The 24,814-nt window shown below is 68.9% G+C and carries 19 protein-coding genes; 13 read left to right on the forward strand and 6 right to left on the reverse strand.

From position 1 onward, the window contains the following. The first annotated feature begins 43 nt into the window (after window positions 1–43). The gene (lon, locus tag DER72_RS06600) at window positions 44–2,491 is read left to right on the forward strand and encodes an endopeptidase La (RefSeq protein WP_110069212.1); all 2,448 of its coding nucleotides are present in this window, start codon (window positions 44–46) and stop codon (window positions 2,489–2,491) included. 14 nt (window positions 2,492–2,505) lie between these two features. Here the strand turns inward: lon and DER72_RS06605 are convergent, their stop codons facing one another. Beyond that, entirely contained in the window at window positions 2,506–2,934 is a 429-nt protein-coding gene (locus DER72_RS06605; protein WP_110069213.1) for a DUF86 domain-containing protein, read from the reverse strand. After that, on the reverse strand, window positions 2,927–3,370 hold the full coding sequence (locus tag DER72_RS06610) for a nucleotidyltransferase domain-containing protein (protein WP_110069214.1): 444 nt from the start codon (window positions 3,368–3,370) through the stop codon (window positions 2,927–2,929). Before DER72_RS06610 ends, DER72_RS06605 begins: the two co-directional genes overlap by 8 nt. A gap of 165 nt (window positions 3,371–3,535) precedes the next feature. Between DER72_RS06610 and ilvD the strand changes: the two genes are divergently transcribed. Further along, window positions 3,536–5,380, forward strand: a complete 1,845-nt coding sequence (ilvD, locus tag DER72_RS06615) for a dihydroxy-acid dehydratase (protein WP_110069215.1) — start codon at window positions 3,536–3,538, stop codon at window positions 5,378–5,380. Window positions 5,381–5,466: 86 nt separating this feature from the next. Here ilvD and nudE read toward each other — a convergent pair whose 3' ends face one another. Next, the gene (gene nudE, locus DER72_RS06620) at window positions 5,467–6,096 is read right to left on the reverse strand and encodes an ADP compounds hydrolase NudE (protein WP_110069216.1); all 630 of its coding nucleotides are present in this window, start codon (window positions 6,094–6,096) and stop codon (window positions 5,467–5,469) included. A gap of 74 nt (window positions 6,097–6,170) precedes the next feature. On the opposite strand from nudE, the gene yrfG reads away from it, so the two are divergent. From yrfG to rsd, 8 genes are all read left to right on the forward strand, one after another. Continuing rightward, entirely contained in the window at window positions 6,171–6,890 is a 720-nt protein-coding gene (yrfG, locus tag DER72_RS06625) for a GMP/IMP nucleotidase (RefSeq protein WP_110069217.1), read from the forward strand. Beyond that, on the forward strand, window positions 6,887–7,273 hold the full coding sequence (gene hslR / locus DER72_RS06630) for a ribosome-associated heat shock protein Hsp15 (RefSeq protein ID WP_110069218.1): 387 nt from the start codon (window positions 6,887–6,889) through the stop codon (window positions 7,271–7,273). The genes yrfG and hslR overlap by 4 nt, the downstream gene beginning before the upstream one ends. 69 nt (window positions 7,274–7,342) lie before the next feature. Then, on the forward strand, window positions 7,343–8,218 hold the full coding sequence (gene hslO / locus DER72_RS06635) for an Hsp33 family molecular chaperone HslO (RefSeq protein ID WP_110069219.1): 876 nt from the start codon (window positions 7,343–7,345) through the stop codon (window positions 8,216–8,218). Between the two features lie 252 nt (window positions 8,219–8,470). Then, the gene (locus tag DER72_RS06640; protein WP_110069220.1) at window positions 8,471–10,024 is read left to right on the forward strand and encodes a phosphoenolpyruvate carboxykinase; all 1,554 of its coding nucleotides are present in this window, start codon (window positions 8,471–8,473) and stop codon (window positions 10,022–10,024) included. Window positions 10,025–10,179: 155 nt separating this feature from the next. Further along, window positions 10,180–12,543 carry a Tex family protein gene (locus DER72_RS06645; protein ID WP_110069221.1) on the forward strand — a complete coding sequence of 788 codons (2,364 nt, stop codon included), beginning with the start codon at window positions 10,180–10,182 and terminating at the stop codon, window positions 12,541–12,543. Between the two features lie 121 nt (window positions 12,544–12,664). Beyond that, window positions 12,665–14,275 (forward strand): glutamate--cysteine ligase, encoded by a 1,611-nt coding sequence (gene gshA, locus DER72_RS06650; RefSeq protein WP_375153265.1) that lies wholly within the window; start codon window positions 12,665–12,667, stop codon window positions 14,273–14,275. After that, a complete protein-coding gene (locus DER72_RS06655) occupies window positions 14,272–14,790 on the forward strand; it encodes a disulfide bond formation protein B (RefSeq protein WP_110069223.1) in 519 nt (172 codons plus the stop codon). Before gshA ends, DER72_RS06655 begins: the two co-directional genes overlap by 4 nt. A 140-nt stretch (window positions 14,791–14,930) precedes the next feature. Then, a complete protein-coding gene (rsd, locus tag DER72_RS06660) occupies window positions 14,931–15,437 on the forward strand; it encodes a sigma D regulator (protein WP_110069224.1) in 507 nt (168 codons plus the stop codon). 30 nt (window positions 15,438–15,467) lie between these two features. Here rsd and DER72_RS06665 read toward each other — a convergent pair whose 3' ends face one another. Both DER72_RS06665 and DER72_RS06670 read right to left on the reverse strand, forming a co-directional pair. Further along, window positions 15,468–18,539 (reverse strand): efflux RND transporter permease subunit, encoded by a 3,072-nt coding sequence (locus DER72_RS06665; RefSeq protein ID WP_110069225.1) that lies wholly within the window; start codon window positions 18,537–18,539, stop codon window positions 15,468–15,470. A gap of 1 nt (window position 18,540) precedes the next feature. Further along, window positions 18,541–19,632 (reverse strand): efflux RND transporter periplasmic adaptor subunit, encoded by a 1,092-nt coding sequence (locus DER72_RS06670; RefSeq protein WP_110069226.1) that lies wholly within the window; start codon window positions 19,630–19,632, stop codon window positions 18,541–18,543. 180 nt (window positions 19,633–19,812) lie between these two features. On the opposite strand from DER72_RS06670, the gene DER72_RS06675 reads away from it, so the two are divergent. Further along, on the forward strand, window positions 19,813–20,790 hold the full coding sequence (locus tag DER72_RS06675) for a malate dehydrogenase (RefSeq protein WP_110069227.1): 978 nt from the start codon (window positions 19,813–19,815) through the stop codon (window positions 20,788–20,790). A gap of 178 nt (window positions 20,791–20,968) precedes the next feature. Here the strand turns inward: DER72_RS06675 and DER72_RS06680 are convergent, their stop codons facing one another. After that, window positions 20,969–21,625: an HAD family phosphatase gene (locus tag DER72_RS06680; protein WP_110069228.1), complete on the reverse strand. Its 657-nt coding sequence runs from the start codon at window positions 21,623–21,625 to the stop codon at window positions 20,969–20,971. A 196-nt stretch (window positions 21,626–21,821) separates the two neighbouring features. Between DER72_RS06680 and DER72_RS06685 the strand changes: the two genes are divergently transcribed. After that, a complete protein-coding gene (locus tag DER72_RS06685) occupies window positions 21,822–22,313 on the forward strand; it encodes an RNA pyrophosphohydrolase (RefSeq protein WP_110069295.1) in 492 nt (163 codons plus the stop codon). 118 nt (window positions 22,314–22,431) lie between these two features. Further along, complete coding sequence (gene ptsP / locus DER72_RS06690; protein WP_110069229.1) at window positions 22,432–24,690, forward strand: phosphoenolpyruvate--protein phosphotransferase; 2,259 nt, start codon at window positions 22,432–22,434, stop codon at window positions 24,688–24,690. The last annotated feature ends 124 nt before the right edge of the window (window positions 24,691–24,814 follow it).

Raw genomic sequence — 24,814 nt, forward strand, 5'->3', positions numbered from 1 at the left:
CTGAGCCAACGGCACAAGCCTCCATTGGATCAGGACGACCATCATGAGTGACGAGCAGGACCGCCGCCACGACCCGGATGCGCCGGAGTGGCTGCACGATATCCACGACGAGGACGAGGAGTTCGACCTCGACGACCAGCCCGGCGATAGCCGGCACGCCGTGGTGCCGGCCCGCGATTCCCTTCCCGAGCGCATCTACCTGCTGCCGATTCACAACCGGCCCTTCTTCCCGGCCCAGGTGCAGCCGCTGGTGATCAACCGCGAGCGCTGGGACGAGACCATGCAGCGGGTCGCCAAGACGCCCCACCACACCGTGGGCCTGGCCTTCGTCGGCGAGGCCGCCGTGGAGGGGCTTGCCCATGACGACTTCCCGGAGATCGGCACCGCGGTCAAGGTGCACAAGCTGCAGGGCGAAGAGGGACAGCTGCAGTTCATCGCCCAGGGCCTGCAGCGCTTTCGCATCCAGCGCTGGATCTCGCGGGAGCCCCCCTATCTGGTGGAGGTGAGCTACCCCCGGGAGCCGGTGGATGCCGAGGCCGACGAGGCCCGCGCCTATGCCATGGCGCTGATCAACGGCATCAAGGAGCTGCTGCCGATCAACCCGCTCTACGGCGAGGAGCTCAAGCACTACCTCAACCGCTTCAGCCCCCACGAGCCGGGCCCCCTCACCGACTTCGCCGCGGCCATCACCTCGGCCAAGGGGCGCGAGCTGCAGGACGTGCTGGCCACCCTGCCGGTGCTCGCGCGCATGCAGAAGGTGCTGCCGCTGCTGCGCAAGGAGATCGAGGTCGCCCAGCTGCAGAGCGAGATCAGCGACCAGGTCAACGCCCAGATGCAGGAGCGTCAGCGGGAGTTCTTCCTGCGCGAGCAGCTCAAGGTGATCCAGCGGGAGCTGGGCATCTCCAAGGACGACCGCGAGAACGACGTCGACACCTTCCGCGACCGCCTGGAGAGCCTCGTCGTGCCGCCCAAGGTGCTGACCCGCATCGAGGAGGAGCTCGACAAGCTGGCCGTGCTGGAGACCGGCTCGCCGGAGTACGGCACCACCCGCAACTACCTGGACTGGCTGACCAGCATGCCCTGGGGCGTCCACAGCCAGGACCAGCTCGACCTGGCCCACGCTCGGGCCGTGCTCGACCGTGACCACGACGGCCTGGCCGACGTGAAGGAGCGCATCATCGAGTTCCTGGCCGAGGGCACCTTCAAGGGCGACGTGGGCGGCTCCATCCTCTTGCTGGTCGGCCCGCCCGGGGTGGGCAAGACCTCCATCGGCCGCTCCATCGCCGAGGCGCTGGGGCGCGAGTTCTATCGCTTCTCGGTGGGCGGCATGCGCGACGAGGCGGAGATCAAGGGCCACCGGCGCACCTACATCGGCGCCATGCCCGGCAAGCTCGCCCAGGCCCTCAAGGAGGTCGAGGTCGAGAACCCGGTGATCATGCTCGACGAGATCGACAAGATGGGGCAGTCCTTCCAGGGCGACCCCGCCTCGGCGCTGCTCGAGGTGCTCGACCCGGAGCAGAACGTCGACTTCCTCGACCACTACCTGGACGTGCGCCTGGATCTCTCCAAGGTGCTCTTCGTCTGCACCGCCAACACCCTGGACTCGATCCCGCCGGCGCTGCTCGACCGCATGGAGCAGATTCGCCTCTCCGGCTACATCGCCGAGGAGAAGGTGGCCATCGCCAAGCATCATCTGTGGCCTAAGCTGCTCAAGCGCGCCAACATACCCGGGAAGAGCATCAACCTCACCGATGCCGCCCTGCGCCAGGTGATCGAGGGCTACGCCCGCGAGGCGGGGGTGCGCCAGCTCGAGAAGCAACTGCACCGCATCGTGCGCAAGGCGGCGGTCAGGCTGCTGGAGGGCGGCCAGCAGTCGGTGAAGGTCTCGGTAAAGAACCTCGAGGAGTACCTGGGGGCGCCGCTGTTCCGCAAGGAGCAGGTGCTCAAGGGAGAGGGGGTGGTCACGGGGCTGGCCTGGACCGCCATGGGCGGTGCCACCCTGCCCATCGAGGCGGGCAAGGTGCACTCGCTGACCCGCGGCTTCAAGCTCACCGGCAAGCTCGGCGAGGTGATGCAGGAGTCGGCCAACATCGCCTACAGCTACGTGCTGGGCCACCTGGCCGAATATGGCGCCGACGCCGACTTCTTCGACTCCGCCTTCGTGCACCTGCACGTGCCGGAGGGTGCCACGCCCAAGGACGGCCCCTCGGCGGGGGTGACCATGGCCACGGCGCTGCTGTCGCTGGCCAGGCACCAGGCCATCGACCGCCCCCTGGCGATGACCGGCGAGCTCACCCTCACCGGCCAGGTGCTGCCGGTGGGCGGCATCCGCGAGAAGGTGATCGCCGCCCGCCGCAGCGGCATCTTCGAGGTGATCCTGCCCGATGCCAACCGCCGTGACTATGAGGAGCTGCCCGACCACCTCAAGGAGGGCGTCACCGTGCACTTCGCCAAACGCTACCGGGACGTGGCCCGGGTGGTGTTCGGGTAGTGGCGTCGTTGGCCCTAGCCAACCTGGTCCAGGGCGGCCAGGGCCTGATGGCCGAAGTCGATGATGGTGCGGTAGTGCCGGTCGGCGATCACGCTCTTCACGATGTCCGGGTCGACATCCAGGTAGTCGTGAACCAGCACGTTGCGTAGGCCGATGATCTTGCGCCAGGGGATATCACTTTCGATCCTGCCGGCATCCTGGAGTCGCTCGAAACCGGTGATGGCATCTCGGCATGCCATCCCGGTCTCTTCGCGGGCCCAGTGCTTGGCCAGCCCGATGCAGGCCTCGATCAGGAGCTGCAGTGAGCGTTCGGCAGCGTGGCGCTCGATCCGGCTCCAGGGGCGCTGTTCCAGCAGGGTGCCGAGCTCGGCAAGGTCCTGCTCGCACTCTTCGAGATGTTGCCGCTGGGCCTTGAGGTAGGCGCTCTGCTGGCCGTCAGGCATGGATTCCCTCCGGGTGAAGGTAGTCGATCTCCCAGCGCGAGAGGATACGGGACTCCTGGCGTATCCGAGTGTCCCAGTCGAGGTCAACCAGCAGCACTCCCTGGCTGAGAATGCTCCACCCCAGCGGAATCGGGGCAATGGCCAGGTCCACCACGCTCAACTGTTCCTCGCCGAGCCCCAGCTCACGCTGCCACTCCTGTGCCAGCAGCTCGGGGCGAAGGCGCCTTTCCAGCGGATCAGCGATCCAGCCGGTGAAGGCCACGGCCAGATCGAAGTCGCTGTCGGGGTGGTGGTCCCCGCGCGCCCTGGAGCCATACAGCCACACTGCCGCCAGGTCATCGCGACGGCGTGCCAGGGAGATGATGGCCGTCAGCGTTTCGCTCTGGGGGATGCTCGCGTCACCGGGAGCATCCTTGTGGACAACAGTGGATGACATGGCCGCCTTTCCGTCGGGGGGTGTTTCATCTTCCCGCCTGCTGGTTCGAGGTGCAAGACGTACAGCTCCGGGCCTGGCCTGACGGGCGGCCGCATGCCAGAATCGACACCGACCTGGACACTGGAGCCGCCCGGCACAGGGCGGCCGAGAAAAGAAGAGGACACCATGCCCGAGTATCGTTCCCGCACCACCACCGCCGGCCGCAACATGGCCGGCGCCCGCGCCCTGTGGCGCGCCACCGGCATGAAGGACGAGGACTTCCACAAGCCCATCATCGCCGTGGCCAACTCCTTCACCCAGTTCGTGCCCGGCCACGTGCACCTCAAGGACATGGGGCAGCTGGTGGCCCGCGAGATCGAGAAGGCCGGCGGGGTAGCCAAGGAGTTCAACACCATCGCCGTGGACGACGGCATCGCCATGGGCCATGACGGCATGCTCTACTCGCTGCCGAGCCGCGACCTGATCGCCGACAGCGTCGAGTACATGGTCAACGCCCACTGCGCCGACGCCCTGGTGTGCATCTCCAACTGCGACAAGATCACCCCCGGAATGCTGATGGCCGCCATGCGCCTCAATATTCCGGTGATCTTCGTCTCCGGCGGGCCCATGGAAGCGGGCAAGACCAAGCTCCTCGACCACGGCCTCGACCTGGTGGACGCCATGGTGATGGCCGCCGACGACAGCGTCGACGACGAGACCCTGGCCGAGGTGGAGCGCAGCGCCTGCCCCACCTGCGGCAGCTGCTCCGGCATGTTCACCGCCAACTCCATGAACTGCCTGATGGAGGCGCTGGGCCTGGCGCTGCCCGGCAACGGCACCATGCTCGCCACCCACGCCGACCGTCGCCGGCTCTTCGAGGAGGCGGGCAGCCGCATCGTCGAACTGGCCAAGCGCTACTACGAGGGCAACGAGGCGCACCTGCTGCCCCGCGCCATCGGCTCCCGGGCGGCCTTCCACAACGCCATGACCCTGGATATCGCCATGGGCGGTTCCACCAATACCATCCTGCACCTGCTGGCCGCCGCCCAGGAGGCCGAGGTGGACTTCACCATGGCCGACATCGATCGGCTGTCACGCGAGGTCCCCCAGCTCTGCAAGCTGGCGCCCAACACCCAGCAGTACCACATCGAGGACTGCCACCGCGCCGGCGGGATCATGGCGATCCTCGGCGAGCTCGACCGCGCCGGCGTGCTCGACACCCGGGTGCCCACCGTCTACGGCGACTCCTTGAAGGCCGCCCTGGACGAATGGGACATCATGCGCAACCCCAGCCCCGAGGTGGTGGAGTTCTACAAGGCCGGCCCCGGTGGCGTGCCCACCCAGGTGGCCTTCTCCCAGAGTGCCCGCTGGCCGAGCCTCGACGGCGACCGGGCCAACGGCTGTATCCGCGACCTGGAACACGCCTTCTCCCGGGAGGGCGGGCTGGCCGTGCTGTTCGGCAACATCGCCCTGGACGGCTGCGTGGTGAAGACCGCCGGGGTCGACGAGTCGATCCTGGTCTTCGAGGGGCCGGCCCACGTGGTGGAGTCCCAGGACCAGGCGGTAGAGCACGTGCTGGGCGGGCTGGTGAAACCCGGCGAGGTGGTGGTGGTGCGCTACGAGGGACCCCGCGGCGGCCCCGGCATGCAGGAGATGCTCTACCCGACCAGCTATCTCAAGTCCAAGGGGCTCGGCAAGGTGTGTGCGCTGATGACCGACGGGCGCTTCTCCGGCGGCAGCTCCGGGCTCTCCATCGGTCATGTCTCCCCGGAGGCCGCCGCCGGCGGCGCCATCGGCCTGATCGAGAGCGGCGACATCATCCAAATCGACATCCCCAACCGGGCGATCAACGTCAAGCTGACCGATGCCGAGCTGGCCGCCCGCCGCGAGGCCGAGGAGGCCAAGGGCGCTGCCGCCTGGAAGCCCAGCATCCAGCGCGACCGCAAGGTCTCGGCGGCGCTCAAGGCCTACGCCATGCTCGCCACTTCCGCCGACAAGGGCGCGGTGCGCGACCTCTCCAAGCTCGACTGACCCGGCGCGCCCGAGCGACTCTGCTGCCCCGGCCAGGCGCCGGGGCAGTGGTTTTGGCAGAGCAGTGCCTCAGGCAGGGCTGGGTGTTACCAGAGCCTGGGGCCGCCGTCGCGATCGCCGTGTAGGCGGTCGCGGGCGATGAACAGCGCGGCGATGGCGCGTGCCTCATGGAAGTCCTCCCGGGCGAGCAGCGCGGGCAGCGCCTCGAGGGCATGGGTCTCGACGATCAGCGGCTCCGGCTCGTCGCCGGGCAGGCGCTTGGGATAGAGGTCGGTGGCCAGCAGCACCTGCATGCGGTGGCGCATGTAGTTGGGGGCCAGCGACAGCTCCACTAGCGGTTCGATGCTGCGGGCACCGAAGCCGCACTCCTCCATCAGCTCGCGGTTGGCGGCGGTGACGATGTCCTCGCCCGGGTCGACGAGCCCCTTGGGCAGGGTCAGCACGTACTCCTCGAGGCCGGCCGCATACTCGCGGATCAGCAGCACGTGGTCCGGGTCGGGCATGGCGACGATCATCACCGCGCCGCTGTCGCTGCTGGTCAGCCTCTCGAAGGTGCGCTCCTCGCCGTTGGAGAAGCGCAGGTCCAGGGATTCGACGTGAAACAGGCGGCTTGTGGCCACCGACCGGCGGGCCAGCACCTCGGGCTTACGGGGCCACTGGGCCTCGGACCTCGGAGCCCGGGGGTTGGGCGCTTGGGACTCGGGGGCTTCGGACATGGAGGCTCCATTTCTGGGAGGGGAGAGCGCCTGATACAATACCATCCCTTTACCGTTACTACCCGGGAGTCGCGATGATCGACTGGCGTGCCATCGACACCGTCCTGCTCGATATGGACGGCACCCTGCTGGACCTCCATTTCGACAGCCACTTCTGGCTCGAGCACCTGCCCCGGCGCTACGTGGAGCTGCACCAGCTCGATGAGGCCACCCAGGAGGTGGTGCGCTCCAAGGTGCTCCACGAGCAGGGCACCCTCAACTGGTACAGCCTGGCCTACTGGAGCCGCGAGCTCGACCTCGACATCGTCGCCCTCAAGCGCGAGATCCAGCACCTGGTCGGCCTGCGCAGCGACGCCCTGGACTTCCTCAGGTGGCTCAAGGTGGCCCACCCCCGGGTGGTGCTGGCCACCAATGCCGACCGCGAAAGCCTCGAACTCAAGCTGCCGCTCACCGGCCTGGAGGAGTACCTGGACGCCATCGTCTCCTCGGCGGACCTGGGCGTGCCCAAGGAGGAACAGGCCTTCTGGCCCGCCCTCCAGGCGATCGAGCCCTTCGACCCGGCCCGCACCCTGTTCATCGACGACAACCCCAGGGTGCTGGCCAGCGCCCGTGCGTTCGGCATCCGCCACCTGCTCGGCATCAAGCAGCCCGACAGCACGCGACCGGAGAAGGAGCTCGAGGAGTTCGTGGCACTCGACCGCTTCGCGACGATCCTGCCCGGCAACCTGCCGCCCGGAGAGACACCCGGGGCGGCCGGCGTGTCGGGGGAGGGCGCCCATGGAGAGAGATCATGAGTAACGTACGGCTCGACAAGTGGCTGTGGGCAGCGCGCTTCTTCAAGACCCGGGGCCTGGCCAAGAAGGCCATCGAGGGCGGCAAGGTCCACTACAACGGCGCCCGGGCCAAGACCAGCAAGACCGTCGAGGTGGGTGCCCTGGTGCGCGTGCCCCAGGGGTGGGACCTCCTCGAGGTCGAGGTGGTGGCGCTCTCCGACCAGCGCCGCGGCGCCCCCGAGGCCCGCGCCCTCTACCGCGAGACCGAGGAGAGCGCGGTGCGCCGCGAGCGCGAGGCCGAGGCACGCCGCCTCACCAATCAGGCCATGCAGCACCCGCTCAAGCGCCCCGACAAGAAGCAGCGGCGGGATATCCGACGCTTCAAATCAGGCGGCGCAGACTAGACGTCACCGCTCACGCTTACCACTTACGACTCACAAGCGCCTAGCGCGCTTACTCCTCACAGGGACCCTATGAGCGACCAGATCCAGCGTTTCCTCTTCGACAACACCAACGTGCGCGGCGAGCTCGTCACCCTCGAGCGGGCCTACGCCGAGGTCCTCGACCGCCACGACTACCCGCCGGTGGTGAATCGGCTACTCGGCGAACTGCTCGCCGCCGTGGCGCTGCTCACCGACACCGTGAAGCTCGATGGCACCCTGAGCATCGAGGTGCGCGGCAAGGGCGCCCTGGCCCTGCTGATGGCCGAATCGAACCCCGGAGGCGAGCTGCGCGCCATCGCCCGGCTAGCTGAGGACGCCGCGATGCCGGCGGATAACGCGGGCTTCCTGGAGCTGCTCGGCGGGGGGCAGATCATGATCACCCTGGACCCCCGAGAGGGGCACCGCTACCAGGGCATCGTGGCCCTGGACCACGACAGCCTGGCCGGCTGCCTGGCCGCCTACTTCGTTCAGTCGGAGCAGCTCCCCACCCGGCTGTGGCTGGCCGCGGATGGTCACCGGGCCGGCGGCCTGCTGCTGCAGCGCATGCCCGACGAGTCCCAGAACCAGGACCTCGACGCCTGGGATCGCAGCGTGGTCCTGGCCGACACGGTCAAGGACGAGGAGCTGCTGACGCTGGCCCCTGAGGCGCTGCTGCATCGTCTCTATCACGAGGAGACGGTGCGGCTCTTCGACCCCAAGCCGCTGCGCTTCGGCTGCACCTGCTCCCGGGAGCGCATCGCCTCCGCGCTGCTGACCCTGGGCCAGGAAGAGCTGCGCCAGGTGCTGGCCGAGCACGGCAGCATCGACACCCAGTGCCACTTCTGCCACACCCACTACCACTTCGACGAGGCCGACGTCGAGGCGTTGCTGCGCGAGGGTGATGCGCCACCTCCCGTTCTACACTGATTCGCTTGCTGCGCCGCACAACGAGTTCTGTAGTGAACGGGCGAGATGTTGTAGAAAAACTACATGAATTTCGCCCAAAAACGGCGTTCCCCGCGGCGGCGCTTTTTGCCATAATAGCGCCGCTTTTTTTCGGCTCGATCGCTTCGCCACAAGACGGGAAACCCGCAGCGGCGATCGATGGCAGGTATCCGCTGCGTCGCCACCGACGCCCGGCACACGAGAGAGAATCGGCCGCAAGGCCCAGGAACCGACATGACCACACCCCAAGCTCCCAACGTCCACGTCAACCTCAGCAGCGCAGAACTGATCGAGCGTGCAGTGGCCACCGGCGAGGGCCGCCTGGCCTCCAACGGCGCCCTGGTGGTGAATACCGGTGTGCGCACCGGGCGCTCGCCCAAGGACCGCTTCATCGTCGATGAGCCGTCCACCAGCGCGCAGATCGACTGGGGTAGCGTGAACCGTCCCTTCGACGCCGAGAAGTTCGATGCCCTCTGGGCCCGCGTCGAGGACTACCTGCTGGGCCGTGAGCACTATGTGTCGGAGCTCCACGTGGGCAGCGACCCGACCTACTACCTGCCGGTTCGCGTGCAGACCGAGACCGCCTGGCAGAACCTGTTCGGCCGTACCATGTTCGTTCGTCCGGAGGCCTACAACCCCTCCGCCAAGGAGGAGTGGACCATCCTCAACGCCGCCGGCTTCCAGTGCGACCCGGCCCGTGACGGCACCAATTCCGACGGCGTGGTGATCATCAACTTCGCCCAGAAGAAGGTGCTGATCGCCGGCATGCGCTACGCCGGTGAGATGAAGAAGGCCATGTTCTCCGTGCAAAACTTCCTGCTGCCGGCCTTCGACGTGCTGCCGATGCACTGTTCCGCCAACGTGGGCGAGGACGGCGAGACCTGCCTGTTCTTCGGCCTCTCCGGCACCGGCAAGACCACCCTCTCTGCCGACCAGGCCCGCTACCTGATCGGTGACGACGAGCATGCCTGGGGCCCGGGCACCGTCTTCAACCTCGAGGGCGGCTGCTACGCCAAGTGCATCGACCTCTCCGAGAAGAACGAGCCGGTCATCTGGAACGCCATCAAGTTCGGCACCGTGCTGGAGAACGTGGTCCTCGACGATCGCCGCGAGCCGGACTACGCCGACGACAGCCTGACCCAGAACTCCCGCGCCGCCTATCCGCTGGAGCACGTCGAGAAGCGCGTGCCGGAGAACCGCGCCGGCGAGCCTAACGCCATCGTCTTCCTGACCTGCGACATGAGCGGCGTGCTGCCCCCGGTCTCCGTGCTCTCCAAGGAAGCCGCGGCCTACCACTTCCTCTCCGGCTACACCGCCAAGGTGGGCTCCACCGAGATGGGCGCCGCCGAAGGTCTCTCCACCACCTTCTCCACCTGTTTCGGCGCGCCCTTCTTCCCGCGTCCGGCCCGCGAGTATGCGGACCTGCTGATCAAGCGCGTGGCCGAAAAGGACGCCCAGGTCTACCTGGTCAACACCGGCTGGACCGGCGGCTCCTACGGTGAGGGCGGCTCGCGCTTTTCCATCCCCACCACCCGCGCCATCATCAGCGCCATCCAGACCGGCGTGCTGCGCGAGGTCGAGACCAAGCGCCTCGAAGGGCTCAACCTGGACGTGCCGGTGGCCGTGCCGGGCGTCGACTCCCGCCTGCTCGACCCGCGCGAGACCTGGGAAGACAAGGCCGCCTACGACCGCAAGCGCCAGGAACTGGCCGAGCAGTTCGTCGACAACTTCAAGAAGTTCGACGGCGTCAGCGAAGCGATCGTCAAGGCAGGCCCCAGCCTGACTTGATGGTCGGCCGCCGCCGGCGGCATTGGTGACCCTAAGCAGCCCCACGCGCCCCAGGCCGTGGGGCTGCTGCTTTACACGGACGTCAAGCCTGCCGCGGGCGGGGCGCTTGTGATACCTTGTCGCGATCGTTTTTCGAGCATCAGTGAAGGGGTAACATGGACGCCACCAACCGCATCATCGCGCGCCTCGCCGAGGAGCTTTCCGTTCGCCCGCAGCAGGTCCTGGCCACGGTGGAGCTGCTCGACGGCGGGGCGACCGTGCCCTTCATCGCCCGCTATCGCAAGGAAGTGACCGGCGGCCTCGACGACACCCAGCTGCGTACCCTTCACGAACGGCTCGGCTATCTGCGTGAGCTGGAGGAGCGCCGCGCCGCAGTGCTCGCCGCCATCGACGAGCAGGGCAAGCTCACCGCCGAGCTCAAGGGGCTGATCCAGGCCGCCGACACCAAGCAGCGCCTGGAAGACCTCTACCTGCCCTACAAGAAGAAGCGTCGCACCAAGGCCCAGATTGCCCGCGAGGCGGGCCTCGAGCCCCTGGCCGATGCGCTGCTGGCCGACCCGACCCTGGACCCCGAGACCGAGGCGGTGAAGTACCTTCGGGCGGCCGAGGGCGACATCCCCGCCGTGGAGGACGCCAAGGCGGCCCTCGACGGCGCCCGCCAGATCCTGATGGAGCGCTTCGCTGAGGACGCTGAGCTGGTGGGCAGCCTGCGCGAGCGGCTGTGGCAAGAGGGCGAGCTCAGCGCTCGAGTGATTCCGGGCAAGGAGGGCGAGGGCGCCAAGTTCTCCGACTACTTCGAGCACGACGAGAAGCTGGCCAAGACCCCCTCCCACCGGGCGCTGGCCATGTTCCGCGGCCGCAACGAGGGCGTGCTGACGCTGGCCATCAAGCTGCCTGGTGAGGACGAGGCGCCGCTCCACCCTTGCCAGGTCGCCATTGCCCGGCATTTCGAGATTCGTGACGAGGGGCGTGCCGCCGACAGGTGGCTGCGCGACGTGGTGCGCTGGACCTGGCGGGTCAAGCTCTACACCCACCTGGAGACCGAGCTGCTGGGCCGCCTGCGCGAGCGGGCCGAGCAGGAGGCGATCGAGGTCTTCGCCGCCAACCTTAAGGACCTGCTGCTGGCCGCGCCGGCGGGGCAGAAGGCCACGCTCGCCATCGACCCGGGCCTGCGCACCGGCTGCAAGGTGGCGGTGGTGGATGCCACCGGCCAGTTCCTGGCCCACGCCACCCTCTACCCCCATGCGCCCCGCAACGACTGGGACGCCTCGCTCGCCGAGCTGGCCCGGCTGGTCGAGAAGCACGATGTGGCGTTGGTCGCCGTGGGCAACGGCACGGCGAGCCGCGAGACCGACCGCCTGGCCGGCGACCTGGTGAAACTTTTCGCCGGTAAACGCTCGCTTGCCAAGGTGATGGTCAGCGAGGCGGGCGCCTCGGTCTACTCCGCCTCGGAGTACGCCTCCCGGGAGCTGCCGGACCTCGACGTCACCATCCGTGGCGCCGTCTCCATCGCCCGGCGCCTGCAGGACCCGCTGGCCGAGCTGGTCAAGATCGAGCCTAAGTCCATCGGCGTGGGCCAGTACCAGCACGACGTCTCCCAGGTGCAGCTGTCGCGCAGCCTCGAGGCAGTGATCGAGGATTGCGTCAACGCCGTGGGGGTGGACCTCAACACCGCCTCCAGCGCCCTGCTCTCCCGAGTGGCGGGGCTCTCCCCGGCGCTGGCCGAGGCGATCGTCGCCCGGCGCAACGTGCAGGGTGCCTTTGCCAGCCGCAAGGAGCTGCTCGAGGTGAGCCGCCTCGGCCCCAGGACCTTCGAGCAGTGCGCGGGCTTCCTGCGCATCATGAACGGCGACAACCCCCTGGATGCCAGCGCCGTGCACCCCGAGGCCTACCCCCTGGTGGAGCGCATCGCCGCGAAGAGCGGCCGGGATCTCGGCAGCCTGATCGGCGACAGCGCCACCCTGAAGTCGCTCAATCCCGCCGAGTTCGCCGACGAGCGCTTCGGCGTGCCCACCGTGACCGATATCCTCGCCGAGCTGGACAAGCCGGGCCGCGACCCGCGCCCCGAGTTCAAGGCCGCCGAGTTCCGCGAAGGGGTCGAGACCCTCAAGGACCTCGAGCCTGGCATGATCCTCGAGGGCAGCGTCACCAACGTCACCCACTTCGGTGCCTTCGTCGACATCGGCGTCCACCAGGACGGCCTGGTGCATATCTCGGCGCTCTCCCACACCTTCGTCGAGGACCCGCGCTCGGTGGTCAAGGCCGGCGACATCGTCAGGGTCAAGGTGATGAGCGTCGATATCCCCAGGGCCCGCATCGGCCTCTCCATGCGCCTGGACGACCAGCCGGGGGAGGAGGGCGAGAGCCCGCGCCGCGCCGGCGGGGGGCGTCAGGGTCGCGGCGGCAAGCCGCCCCGCAAGGGCGGCGGCCAGGGGGGCGGGCAGCGGGGCGGAAGCACCCAGGAGGCCCCCATGGGCGCCCTCGGCGCGGCCCTGCTCAAGGCGAAGAAGGGAGGCTGAACCTCTTCGACCTTTGAATCAGTGCCCTTCGGCACCATAATCTTCACTTTTACGGGCGCCTCGGGCGCCCCTATCTCCGAGCGAGGCGCCGGCGGCGTCTTCCATCACAAGGGGTGTTACCTTGTCCGACTCACTCGCCACCCTCATCAAGCGCCTGGTCGGCCCCGCCCGCCAGGGGCAGTTCAGCCGCCTGCGCCGCGGCATCGAGAAGGAGGGGCTGCGCGTCGACCCCGCCGGACGCATCGCCCAGACCCCGCACCCGGCGGCGCTGGGTTCCAAGCTGACCCACCCGTACATCACCACCGACTACTCCGAGGCGCTGCTGGAGTACATCACTCCGGTCTACTGCCGTCCCGCCGACGCCATGGCCTTCCTCGGTGACCTGCACCGCTTCACCTATCGCTATCTGGGCGACGAGCTGATCTGGCCGGCCAGCATGCCGTCGCGCCTGGCCGGCAACGACAGCGTGCCCATCGCCGACTACGGCCGCTCCAACGTGGGCACCATGAAGCGGGTCTACCGGCAGGGGCTGGACGTGCGCTACGGGCGCATCATGCAGGCCATCGCCGGGGTGCACTACAACGTCTCCCTGCCCGACGATCTCTGGACGCTGCTGCGCGAGCTGGAGGGGGCGACCGACACCCCCATGGCTGACTATCGCTCCCAGCGCTACTTCGGGCTGATCCGCAACTTCCGCCGCCACAGCTGGCTGCTGCTCTACCTCTTCGGCGCCTCTCCGGCGCTGGATCGCAGCTTCCTGGATGGCCGCGAGATCCCCGACAACCTCGAGGCCCATGGCAGCGAGACGCTGGTGTCGCGCTACGCCACCAGCCTGCGCATGTCGGACCTGGGCTATCAGAACAAAGTGCAGGCCCAACTCAAGATCTGCTTCAACTCGCTCTCCAACTACGTCAATACCCTGCGCAACGCCATCTCCACCCCCTGGCCCGCCTATGCGGCGCTGGGCGTTCAGGAGGGGGGCGAGTGGCGCCAGCTCAACGCCAACATCCTGCAGATCGAGAACGAGTACTACAGCGACATCCGCCCCAAGCGGGTGACCCGCCACGGCGAGACCCCCAGCCAGGCTCTGGAGGCCGGCGGAGTGGAGTACATCGAGGTGCGCTGCCTCGACCTCAACCCGCTGCTGACCCTTGGCCTGGACGAGGCGCAGATCCACTTCATTGACGCCTTCGTGATGTGGTGCCTGCTGGCCGAGAGCCCCTGGATCAGCGACGAGGAGTGCGAGCACCTGGACGACAACCGCCGGCGGGTGGTGGAGCGCGGCCGCGATCCGGCGCTCCAGCTGTGCGACCGGGGGCAGGGCCGCAGCGTGGCGGAGTGGGGCGGTGAGATCCTGGCCGATATCGACCTAGTGGCGGGCCTGCTCGACCAGCTGGAGGCGGGTAGCCCCCACCGGGAGGCCGTGGCCGCCATGGCCCCGCGCCTGGCCGACCCGGCGCTGACGCCCTCGGGCCGGCTGATGGCGCGCCTCGAGGAGAGCGGCGAGGAGTTCAGCGATGTCATGCTGGCCATCGCCCGGGAGCAAGCCGAGCGGCTGCGCGGCGAGCCCATGGACCCGGCCCGGGAGGCGCTGTTCGCCGAGCTGGTGGATACCTCCTGGCGCCAGCAGGAGGAGATCGAGGCCGCCGACCGGGTCGCCTTCGACGACTTCCTGGCCGACTACTTCGAGCGTGCCCGGGAGTCGCGCCTGCTTAGGGAGGAGAGCCCATGAGCACGCACCTGGCTCGCCTCTCGGTGCGCCAGTGGAGCCTCGCCGGGTTGGCCTTCTGCGTGCTGATGATGACCGTGGCTCTCGGGCTCGAGCACCTCGGCGGCCTCGAGCCCTGCCCGCTGTGCATCTTCCAGCGGGTGGCGGTGCTGTCGGCCGCCGCGGTCTTCGCCATCGCCGCCATCCACAACCCCACCGGGCGGGTCGGAGCGGGTATCTATGGCGCCCTGGGCCTCGCCGCGGTGGCCGGTGGCATCGGCGTGGCCTGGCGCCATCTGTGGCTGCAGTCGCTGCCGCCGGATCAGGTGCCCAGCTGCGGCCCCGGCCTCGACTACATGATGGAGCTGCTGCCCTGGCGTGACGTGGTGGCCATGGTACTCTCCGGCTCCGGCGAGTGCGCCGAGATCGATTTCCTGCTGCTCGGCATCTCGCTGCCCGGCTGGACGCTGATCGGCTTTCTGGTGCTGGCTCTGGCGCCGCTGGGCCTTCTGCTCTCGGCGTTTCGGGAGCGCGGCTGAGTCTCCCCGGCGCCCCCGGCCAATGGCCTTCCGCTCGGGGATTGACAGCGCCGGCGGCGCGGGCGAGTCTGGAGGCCCTGCCGGGAACAGGAGGTTCCCGGCGCCACCGAGCTGGCTCCACCAAACGTAGGGAGGCCCCCATGCTGGAAGACTGCAAGAGCGCCCTGGAGCGCTGGGGCGGCGTACACAAGCTGATCGATCGCTGGCTGGACGAGCGCCGCGAGCTGCTGGTTCACTTCGTGGAGCTCAAGGAGGCCTGCGACGCCGAGCTGGAGGCGGTCAGCAAGGCGCAGATCGACCGCTTCAGCGAGCTGTTGATGGACTACATCAGCGCCGGCCACTTCGAGATCTACCCGCAGCTGCGCGTGGAGGCCAAGGCCTTCGACGACGAGGCCGCCCTGACCCTGGCCGACCGTCTGCTGGCGCGGCTGGAGATGTCCACCGAGCTCGTGCTCTCCTTCGATGCCGAATACGAGAGCCCCGGTCGCGTGCGCCAGCATCTCGGCCGGCTGCCCGCCTGGCTCGAGCGCCTGGCCCACGGCCTCACCGAGCGCTTCGCCCTCGAGGATCAACTGATCGGCCGGGTCCATGCCGCCCACGCCCCCGATGCCGCCCGCCAGGAGGTCGCGGCCCAGTCACGGGCCTGATGTCTCACCCGCCTGGCCCGCCATGCCCGGTCAGGCGCCCTTGCCGCGGCGCTCGAAGCGCCCCCCCAGCACCAGCAGGCAGGGGGTGAGCAGTAGCGTCAGGGCGGTGGCGAAGGTGAGCCCGCCGGCGATGGCGCTGGAGAGCTGGGTCCACCACTGGGTCGAGGGTGCGCCCAGCCCCAGACTCGGCGCGAAGAGGTTGACGTTCACCCCCAGCACCATGGGCGCAAGCCCCAGCACGGTGGTGATGGCCGTCAGCAGCACCGGGCGCAGGCGCAGCCCGCCCGCCTCCAGGGCGGCTTCCACGGGGGAGAGCCCCTCGCCGCGCAGCTGATTGTAGGTGTCGATCAGCACGATGTTGTTGTTCACCACGATCCCCGCCAGGGCGATGATCCCCATTCCCACCATGACGATGCCGAAGGGCTGGCCGTTGACCAGCAGCCCCAGCAGCACCCCCGCGGTGGAGAGCACGATGGCCGAGAGCACCAGCCCCGCCTGGTAGAGGCTGTTGAACTGGGTGACCAGGATCAGCGCCATCAATGCGATGGCCACCAGGAAGGCGCTGGTCAGGAAGCGGCTCGCCTCCTGCTGGTCCTGCTGTTCGCCGGCCACGTTGACGATCACCCCCTCCGGCGGCGTGCCGCCCGCCTCGAGCAGGGCGCGCAGCCGCTCGTCGGCCCGGTAGCCCTCGGCCACGTCGGCCGCGAGGGTCACCGCCCGCCGCCCGTCGATGCGGTGCAGGGTACCCACCTTGGGTGCCGGCACCAGCTCCACGAAGTTGGCGATCGGCACCTGGCCCCGGGCCGTGTTGAGCGTCAGCCGGCCCAGCTGGTCCAGGGAGCGGTAGCCCGCCGGCAGGCGCACGCGGATATCCACCTCGTCGCTCACCCCGGGGGGGCGGTAGCTGGCCACCTGCAGGCCGGTAGTGAGCAGCTGCACCGCGCTGCCCACCGCGGCCACGTCGGCGCCGAAGCGCGCCGCCGCCTCGCGGTCCACCATCACCCGCCACTCCACGCCGGGCAGGCTGCGGTCATCCTCGATGTCGCGGAAGCCGCCCAGCTCGCCCATCAGCTCGCGCAGCCGGTCCACCACACGGTCGGTGGCGGCATCGTCATGGCCGCTCACTTCCAGCACGATGGGCTTGCCCTCGCCGGGCCCCATCTCCTGCTCGCGGAACTCCAGCACCATTCCGGGCAGGTCGGCGGTGCGTTCGCTCATCTCCGCGAAGATCGCCGCCACCGGCCGGCGCTGCTGCCAGTCGATCAGCTGGAACTGCAGCGCGCCGATCACGTCGCTGCCGAGCTGCTGGTTGGGCGTGGCGAAGGAGCGGGCGTAGAGCGCCTCCACCTCGCTCATGCCGGCCAGGCGCGCCTCCACCCGGCGCACCACGGCGTCCTTCTCGACGGCGGAGAAGTCGCCCCGGGCGCGCACCAGCACCTGGGCGCTGTCGGGCTCCACGGCGGGGAAGAACTCCACGCCGTGGTTGAAGCGGGCGTAGGCGGTGTAGATCAGCCCCAGCAGCAGCAGGGCGAAGAGCAGGGTCAGCCCCGGCATGGCCAGCAGCCGGGCGAGCAGGGCGCGATAGAAGCGGCCGCCGGCGCTGATGTGGTCCTCGGCGATCTCCCGGCGCGAGGCGCGCACCCCGAAGACGCCGCCCAGGGTGGGCAGGAATACCAGCGCCATGGCCAGGGAGGCCAGCAGGCAGAGGATCACTGTGGCCGGCAGGTACTTCATGAACTCGCCCACCACGCCGGGCCAGAACAGCAGCGGCACGAACACCGCCAGCGTCGTGGCGGTGGAGGCGATCACCGGCCAGCTCATGCGCGCGGCGGCGTTGACCCAGGCCTCCCGGGGCGGCTGGCCCTGGCGCAGGTGGCGGTCGGCCAGCTCCGAGACCACGATGGCGCCGTCCACCAGCATACCGGCGACGAGAATGAGCGAGAAGAGCACGACGATGTTGAGGGTGTAGCCCAGAGTCCAGATCAGCAGGATGCCGGTGAGGAAGGCGCCCGGGATGGTCAGCCCCACCATCAGGGCGCTGCGCAGCCCCATGGCGGCCAGTATCACCACCAGCACCATCACCACCGCGGTGAGCACGTTGTTGAGCAGCTCGTCGAGCATCTCCTCCACCATCTGGGACTGATCCATGATGGTGGTAATCTCGAGCCCGTCCGGGATCAGGCCGGCCGCCTGGTCGAGCAGGCCGTTCACCTGTTCAATGGTGGCGATGATATTGGCCCCGGCGCGTTTGGAGATCTCCAGCACCAGCGCCGGCTGGTCGTCGATGCGGGCGAAGCCGTCGGGGTCCTTGAAGGTGGGGCGGATCCAGGCCACGTCGCCGAAGGTCACCACCCGTTCACCCTCCACCTTCACCGGCATGCCCATCACGTCCTCGAGCCGCTCGATCACCCCGGGCACCTTGAGGGCCAGGCGCCCGGCGCCGGTGTCCAGGCTGCCCGCCGCCACCAGGCGGTTGTTGCGGCTGACCAGGTTGAACAGGGTATCGAAGTCGACGCCGTAGCTGTCCAGCACCAATGGGTCGACGACGATCTCGAGGAGCTCCTCGCGGTCGCCGCCGATGTCCACCTCCAGCACCTCGCCGATCCCCTCGATCTCCTCCTTGAGGCGGCGTGCCACGGCCAGGCGCTGACGCTCCTCGAGCTGGCCGGAGAGGCCGATGGAGAGCACCGGGAAGAGCCCCACGTTGACCTCCATGACCCGCGGTTCGTCGGCCTCGGCGGGCAGCTCGGCGCGGGCGATATCGACCCTCTCGCGCACGTCGGAGAGTGCCTGGTCGGGGTCGAAGCCGGCGTCGAACTCCAGCGTCACCGCGGCGTGCCCTTCGCTGGCCTGGGAGGTCATCTTGCGCACCCCCTCGATGCTGCGCAGCTCCTGCTCCATGGGTCGTACCAGCAGGCGCTCGCCGTCCTCGGGGCTTACCCCTTCCAGCGACAGCGACACATAGATGATGGGGATGGTGACGTCGGGGTTGGCCTCCTTGGGGATCGCCTGCCAGGCGGCCAGGCCCGCCAGCAGCAGCGCGGCCAGCAGCAGCAGGGTGGTGCGCGAGCGGTCCAGCGCCGCCTCGATCAGGGCGCGCATCTCAGGGCGACGCCTGGATGGTATCGGCCGCCACCGGCACGACGCGCTCGCCCGCCGCCACCAGGCCGCCACCCAGGGTGATCAGGCGCACCCGCTCGGGCAGCCCCGCGACCCGGGCCTCGTCGGTGGCGGCGTCGACCAGCTCGACCGCCGTGCGCACCACCCGGTCGTCGTCATCCAGGTGCTTCACCGCCAGGCGGCCGTCGTCATCGAGCTCCAGCAGGGCAGGGGAGAGCCGGTGCACCCGCCGCTCGGGGAGGGTGATCACCAGGGTGGCGCTGGCGCCGGCGAGGCGGCGTCCCTCGGGGTTGGCCACCCGGGCCTCCACGCTGAAGGTGCGCGCCTCCTCCTCGGCGCGTCGTGCCACCAGGCTCACCTCGCCCTCGAGCCGCGAGCCGTCCAGCAGGCGCAGCGTCGCGGGGAGGCCGACCTCGAGGGCGTGGGCGTCGCGCTGGGGCACCCAGGCCCTGGCCACGAGATGGCGGTCATCCACCAGCTGGCCGAAGGCCTCGCCCACCTGGAGCAGCTCGCCGAGCTCCACGTCGAGGCGGTCGAGCACGCCGTCGAAGGGGGCGCTGGGGCGGGTGTCGTCGAGCTGGCGGCGCAGACTCGTCACCTCGGCGGCCGCCCGGGCGACGCCGCTCTGCAGGCGCAGGTAGTCGGTGTTGGCGATCAGCTCGCGGCGGCGCAGGTCATCGGCGCCGGCCAGCTCGGCCCGGGCCAGGGCGAGCTCCGCCTCGGCCTGCTCGAGCCGGGCCGGCAGCTCGTCCCGGGCCAGCTGGATCAGCGCCGTGCCGGCCTCGACCCGCTCGCCCGCCGCCACCGGCAGGGCCTCGACGCGCCCGGCCTGGCGGGCGCGCAGGGTCAGTTCGCGGTCGGCTTCCAGATGCCCCTGCAGCACCAGCTGTGGGGCGTGGGCTTCGGCCTCGCGCTCCACGACCTCGACCCGGACGGCGGGCGGTGCCTCGGTCGGCTCGCTCTCGGGGGCGGTGTCCTGAAAGCGCTGCAGGTCGCCGAAGGCTAGCCAAATCCCCAGGGCGAGGGTGACGGCGATGGCCAGCAGCGGAGAGAGAGGCAGGCGACGGCGAGGCATGCAGGGTGGTCCAGCAACGGGCATGAGGCGCCAGCATAGCACCGGCCCTCGTCCTACGTCGCATTGAGTTTTGTGCGGCGCAGGCATACCATCTTGCCGGTTTGAATTGAGGCCCGACGGCTTGCCCGGCGGGTCCCTCCTCACGGCGACACCCCGTGCGTTGACAACCAAGGAGCCTCCATGAAACAGCCCGTCCGTATTGCCATCACCGGCGCTGCCGGCCAGATCAGCTACTCCCTCGCCTTCCGCATCGCCTCCGGTGACATGCTGGGCAAGGACCAGCCGGTCATCCTGCAGCTGCTCGAGATCACCCCGGCCATGGAAGCCCTCAAGGGTGTGGTGATGGAGCTGAACGACTGCGCCTTCCCGCTGGTTCAGGACATCGTCGCCACCGACGACGCCAACGTCGCCTTCAAGGATGCCGATTTCGCCCTGCTGGTGGGTGCGCGTCCGCGCGGCCCGGGCATGGAGCGCAAGGACCTGCTGGAAGCCAACGCCGCCATCTTCTCGGTGCAGGGCAAGGCCCTGAACGACAACGCCAGCCGCGACGTCAAGGTGCTGGTGGTAGGCAACCCGGCCAACACCAACGCCCTGATCGCCTCCTGCAACGCGCCGGACCTGGACCCCAAGCAGTTCACCGCCATGACCCGCCTGGACCACAACCGCGCCCTGGCCCAGCTGGCCCAGAAGACCGGCAAGCACGTCACCGACGTCGAGGGCATGATCATCTGGGGCAACCACAGCGCCACCCAGTACCCCGACATCGCCCACTGCAAGGTGGCCGGCAAGCCTGCGGCCGAGCTGGTTGAGCGTGACTGGTACGAGAACACCTTCATTCCGGAGGTGCAGCAGCGCGGCGCGGCCATCATCAAGGCCCGCGGTGCCTCCTCCGCGGCCTCCGCGGCCTCTTCCGCCATCGACCACATGCGCGACTGGGCGCTGGGCACCAACGGCCAGATCGTCAGCATGGCGATCCCCTCCGACGGCAGCTATGGCGTCGAGCCGGGCATCATCTATTCCTACCCGGTCACCTGCGAAGGCGGCAAGTACGAGATCGTTCAGGGCCTCGCGCTGGACGACTTCAGCAAGCAGAAGATGAAGGTCACCGAAGACGAGCTGCGTGAAGAGCGCGCCGCCGTCGAGCATCTGCTGGGCTGATCCTAAGCGCCAAGCTGCAAGGTCCAAGCGACAAGAAAACCCCGCAAGCTCAGGCTTGCGGGTTTTTTTACAGAATTCATACTGGTGCTTGCAGCTTGCAGCTTGCAGCTTGCAGCTTGCAGCTTGCAGCTTGCAGCTTGCAGCTTGCAGCTTGCAGCTTGCAGCTTGCAGCTTGCAGCTAGTCCCTCAGGCTGATGATCCGCCAGCCGCGGGCCTCGGCCACCTCGCGCAGGGTGGGGTCGGGGTCCACCGCCACCGGGTGGTCGACCTTCTCCAGCAGCGCCAGATCGTTGTGGGAGTCGCTGTAGAACCAGGCGTCGTCCAGGGTCAGGTCCTTGTCGGCCAGCCACTCCTCCAGACGCACCACCTTGCCCTCGCGGTAGCTGGGGGTGCCCTTCACGCGGCCGGTGTAGCGGCCGTCGACGATCTCGGGCTCCACGGCGATCAGGTCGTCCACACCCAGCCGCTCGGCGATGGGGCCGGTGATGAAGCGGTTGGTGGCGGTGATGATCAGCAGGGTGTCGCCGCGGGAGCGGTGGCGGGCCAGCAGCTCCTCGCCCTTGGGCAGGATATGCGGCTCGATCTTGCTGGCCATGAACTGCTGGTGCCAGGCGGCGAGCTGTTCGGGGCTGTTCTCGGCCAGCGGCTTCAGCGCCACCGCGAGGAAGGCGAGGATATCCAGGGTGCCCGCCTCGTAGGCGGCCATGTGCTGGTCGTTGGCTTCGCGGTAGGCCACCGGGTCCACGGCGCCCTGCTCGAGCAGGAATTCCCCCCAGGCGTGATCGCTGTCGGTCGACAGCAGGGTGTTGTCCAGGTCGAAGATGGCCAGGCTCACGATGACTCCCTTGGGCAGGTGGCAGAGGGTTGACGGTCAGGGTCGAAAGCCCGCGATTATCGCAGAACCCGCTGCCGGCTGCGAGCCGCGCCGGTGCGCTTCGTCCGCAAGGCGTATTGATGCGCTTCGTGGCCCTGTGGAAGAATGGGTGCAATTCTGGTTTCAACTCAATTCTGGTTTCAACAAGGTGAAGTCCGTGATCGACGCTGACGGCTTTCGCCCCAACGTTGGCATCATCATCGCCAACGATCAGGGGCAGCTGCTCTGGGCGCGTCGGGTAGGGCAGAACGCGTGGCAGTTTCCCCAGGGAGGCATCAAGGCGAACGAGACACCGAAAGAGGCACTGTTTCGCGAACTCTACGAGGAGATCGGCCTGAACGCCGACGACGTCGAGATCCTTGCCTGCACCCGGGGTTGGCTCCGCTATCGCCTTCCGCGACGCATGATTCGTACCCATTCGAGGCCGGTCTGCATCGGCCAGAAACAGAAGTGGTTCCTGCTGAGGATCCGCTGTCAGGAGAGCCGGATCTGCATGGATGGCACCGCCTCGCCGGAGTTCGACGGCTGGCGCTGGGTCAGCTACTGGTATCCGCTGGGCCAGGTGGTGCCCTTCAAGCGTGAGGTCTACCGCCGCGCCCTCAGGGAGCTCTCGCCCAGTGTCCAGCGCCTGGCCCTGGGCTTCGGCTGACGAGGTCCCCGGCCGTACAGCGGCCGGATAGAGGAACCCCGCCCCGGTGAGGCAGTCTCAGGGGCGGGAGTCTGCTCCCGCCTCCCTACCCACGACAACAATGGAAGACGGCACGCCCATGCTCGAGGTCCTGCGCCGCATCACACAGGAAGTTACCGGGGCCCGCAGCCTGGAGGCGGCGCTTGCCACCATGGTGCGGCGTATCCGCAAGGCCATGGAGGCCGATGTGTGCTCCTTCTATCTCTTCGACGAGGAGATCGAGCAGCTGGTGCTGATGGAGACCATCGGCCTGCGCACCCAGGCGGTCGGGCATGTGGCCCTACCGGTGGGCGAGGGCCTGGTGGGGCTGGTGGCCAGCCGCGGGGAGCCCCTCAACCTCGAGGACGCCCAGGCTCATCCCCAGTTCCGCTACTTCGAATCCACCGGCGAGGAGCGCTACTCCAGCTTCCTCGGCGTACCCATCATCCACCAGCGCCGCATGCTCGGCGTGCTGGTGGTGCAGCAGGCCGAGAAGCGCCGCTACGGCGAGGAGGACGAGGCCTTCCTGGTCACCATGGCGGCCCAGCTCGCAGGCGTGCTGGCCCATGCCCTGGCTACCGGCAACCTCACCCGGCCAAGCCTGGCGGGGCAGGTGCAGTTCAAGGGGGTGGCCGGCGCCCCGGGCATGAGCATCGGCGAGGCGGTGGTGATCGCCCCACCCGCCGACCTCGACAGCGTGCCGGACCTGATTCCCACCGACGTCGAGTACGAGATCGCCCGTCTCAAGGAGGCGATCGGCCGCGTGCGCGAGGAGCTGCGCGCCGCCGCCGAGCGCCTGGCCAACCGCGTCTCGGCCCAGGAGCTGGCGCTGTTCGAGGTCTACCAGCAGATGCTCAGCGAGGCGGCGCTCTCCCAGGAGGTGGAAAAGCGCATCCGCGAGGGGCAGTGGGCGCCCGGGGCGCTGGCCGACGTGGTCAAGCGCCACGTGCAGTACCTGGAGCGGGTCGGCGACGACTACCTGCGCGAGCGCGCCGCCGACGTGCGTGACCTGGGGCGCCGCGTGCTGGCGCACCTGCAGGAGGAGACCCCCCAGACCCCGGAGGTCTTCCCCGACAGCACCATCCTGGTGGGCGACGAGCTCAGCGTGGCGATGCTCGGCGAGGTGCCCCGCGATAAGCTCGCCGGGCTGGTCTCGGTGCGCGGCTCCAGTACCTCCCACGTGGCGATCATCGCCCGGGCCATGGGCATCCCCACGGTGCTCGGCATGGTCGACCTGCCGCTTCCGCGGCTCTCCGGCGCGCGGGTGATCCTCGATGGCCACCGGGGGCGGCTCTTCGTGCGCCCGGGCGAGGAGCTGCTCACCCACTATCGGGGCCTGATCGCCGAGGAGCAGGCGCTGACCGAGGTGCTCGAGCACGAGCAGGACCTGCCCAGCCGCACCCCGGACGGCCACGACATGCCGCTGATGGTCAACACCGGCCTGGTGGTGGACGCGGTGGCCCAGCTCAAGCGCCGCATCAGCGGGGTGGGGCTCTACCGCACCGAGGTGCCCTTCATGGTCACCGAGCGTTTCCCCGGCGAGCAGGAGCAGACCCGGCTCTACCGCGACCAGCTGGAGAGCTTCGCCCCGCTGCCGGTGGTGATGCGCACCCTGGATATCGGCGGCGACAAGGACCTGCCCTACTTCCCCATCGAGGAGGCCAACCCCTTCCTCGGCTGGCGCGGGATTCGCGTCACCCTCGACCACCCCGAGGTGCTGATGGTGCAGCTGCGTGCCATGCTGCGCGCCTCTCAGGGGCTCGACAACCTCCAGGTGTTGCTGCCCATGGTGACCAACGTCGACGAGGTCGACGATGCCCTCAAGCTGCTCGATCGCGCCATCGTCGAGCTGGGCGAGGAGGGTGTCTCAGTGCCGCGGCCCAAGGTGGGGGTGATGATCGAGGTGCCGGCGACCCTCTACCAGCTCGACGCCCTGGCCCGGCGCGCCGACTTCTTCTCGGTGGGCAGCAACGACCTGACCCAGTACCTGCTGGCGGTGGACCGCAACAACCCGCGGGTCGCCGAGCTCTACGATGCCTGCCACCCGGCGGTGCTCTCCGCCATGGCCGGCCTGGCCCGCGAGGCGAAACGCCTGGATCGGCCGATCTCGGTGTGCGGCGAGCTGGCCGGCGACCCCGCCGGCGCCCTGCTGCTGATGGGCATGGGCTTCGATGCCCTCTCCATGAACGCTCCCAGCCTGCCCCGTGTGCGCGCCGCCATCCGCCGCGTGCCGCTGCAAGGCGCCCGCGACCTGGTGGAGGAGACCCTGCGCCTCGACACCCCCGGCGAGGTGCGCCACCACCTGGCCGAGCGCCTGGGCGGCTGGGAACTTGGCCACCTGCTGCCGCCGCGGGATTGAGGCGTCTGCGCCCCGCAGGCGCCCAATGACCTCTGTGATGACTGGATAATTCCCGAGGCTCGAGGCTACTGGTGGGAGCTGGGCTTTGCCCGGCGAATGGCGGCGAAGCCGCCCCGGCGGTGTT

Source organism: Halomonas sp. A11-A (assembly GCF_003182195.1).
In the GTDB taxonomy this organism is placed as follows: Bacteria; Pseudomonadota; Gammaproteobacteria; order Pseudomonadales; family Halomonadaceae; genus Halomonas; species Halomonas alkalicola.

Excerpts from the sequence above, each read along its gene's own strand:
- lon (WP_110069212.1), top strand. The coding sequence starts at position 44 with ATGAGTGACGAGCAGGACCGCCGCCACGACCCGGATGCGCCGGAGTGG.
- DER72_RS06605 (WP_110069213.1), bottom strand. The coding sequence starts at position 2,934 with ATGCCTGACGGCCAGCAGAGCGCCTACCTCAAGGCCCAGCGGCAACAT.
- DER72_RS06610 (WP_110069214.1), bottom strand. The coding sequence starts at position 3,370 with ATGTCATCCACTGTTGTCCACAAGGATGCTCCCGGTGACGCGAGCATC.
- ilvD (WP_110069215.1), top strand. The coding sequence starts at position 3,536 with ATGCCCGAGTATCGTTCCCGCACCACCACCGCCGGCCGCAACATGGCC.
- nudE (WP_110069216.1), bottom strand. The coding sequence starts at position 6,096 with ATGTCCGAAGCCCCCGAGTCCCAAGCGCCCAACCCCCGGGCTCCGAGG.
- yrfG (WP_110069217.1), top strand. The coding sequence starts at position 6,171 with ATGATCGACTGGCGTGCCATCGACACCGTCCTGCTCGATATGGACGGC.
- hslR (WP_110069218.1), top strand. The coding sequence starts at position 6,887 with ATGAGTAACGTACGGCTCGACAAGTGGCTGTGGGCAGCGCGCTTCTTC.
- hslO (WP_110069219.1), top strand. The coding sequence starts at position 7,343 with ATGAGCGACCAGATCCAGCGTTTCCTCTTCGACAACACCAACGTGCGC.
- DER72_RS06640 (WP_110069220.1), top strand. The coding sequence starts at position 8,471 with ATGACCACACCCCAAGCTCCCAACGTCCACGTCAACCTCAGCAGCGCA.
- DER72_RS06645 (WP_110069221.1), top strand. The coding sequence starts at position 10,180 with ATGGACGCCACCAACCGCATCATCGCGCGCCTCGCCGAGGAGCTTTCC.
- DER72_RS06655 (WP_110069223.1), top strand. The coding sequence starts at position 14,272 with ATGAGCACGCACCTGGCTCGCCTCTCGGTGCGCCAGTGGAGCCTCGCC.
- rsd (WP_110069224.1), top strand. The coding sequence starts at position 14,931 with ATGCTGGAAGACTGCAAGAGCGCCCTGGAGCGCTGGGGCGGCGTACAC.
- DER72_RS06665 (WP_110069225.1), bottom strand. The coding sequence starts at position 18,539 with ATGCGCGCCCTGATCGAGGCGGCGCTGGACCGCTCGCGCACCACCCTG.
- DER72_RS06670 (WP_110069226.1), bottom strand. The coding sequence starts at position 19,632 with ATGCCTCGCCGTCGCCTGCCTCTCTCTCCGCTGCTGGCCATCGCCGTC.
- DER72_RS06675 (WP_110069227.1), top strand. The coding sequence starts at position 19,813 with ATGAAACAGCCCGTCCGTATTGCCATCACCGGCGCTGCCGGCCAGATC.
- ptsP (WP_110069229.1), top strand. The coding sequence starts at position 22,432 with ATGCTCGAGGTCCTGCGCCGCATCACACAGGAAGTTACCGGGGCCCGC.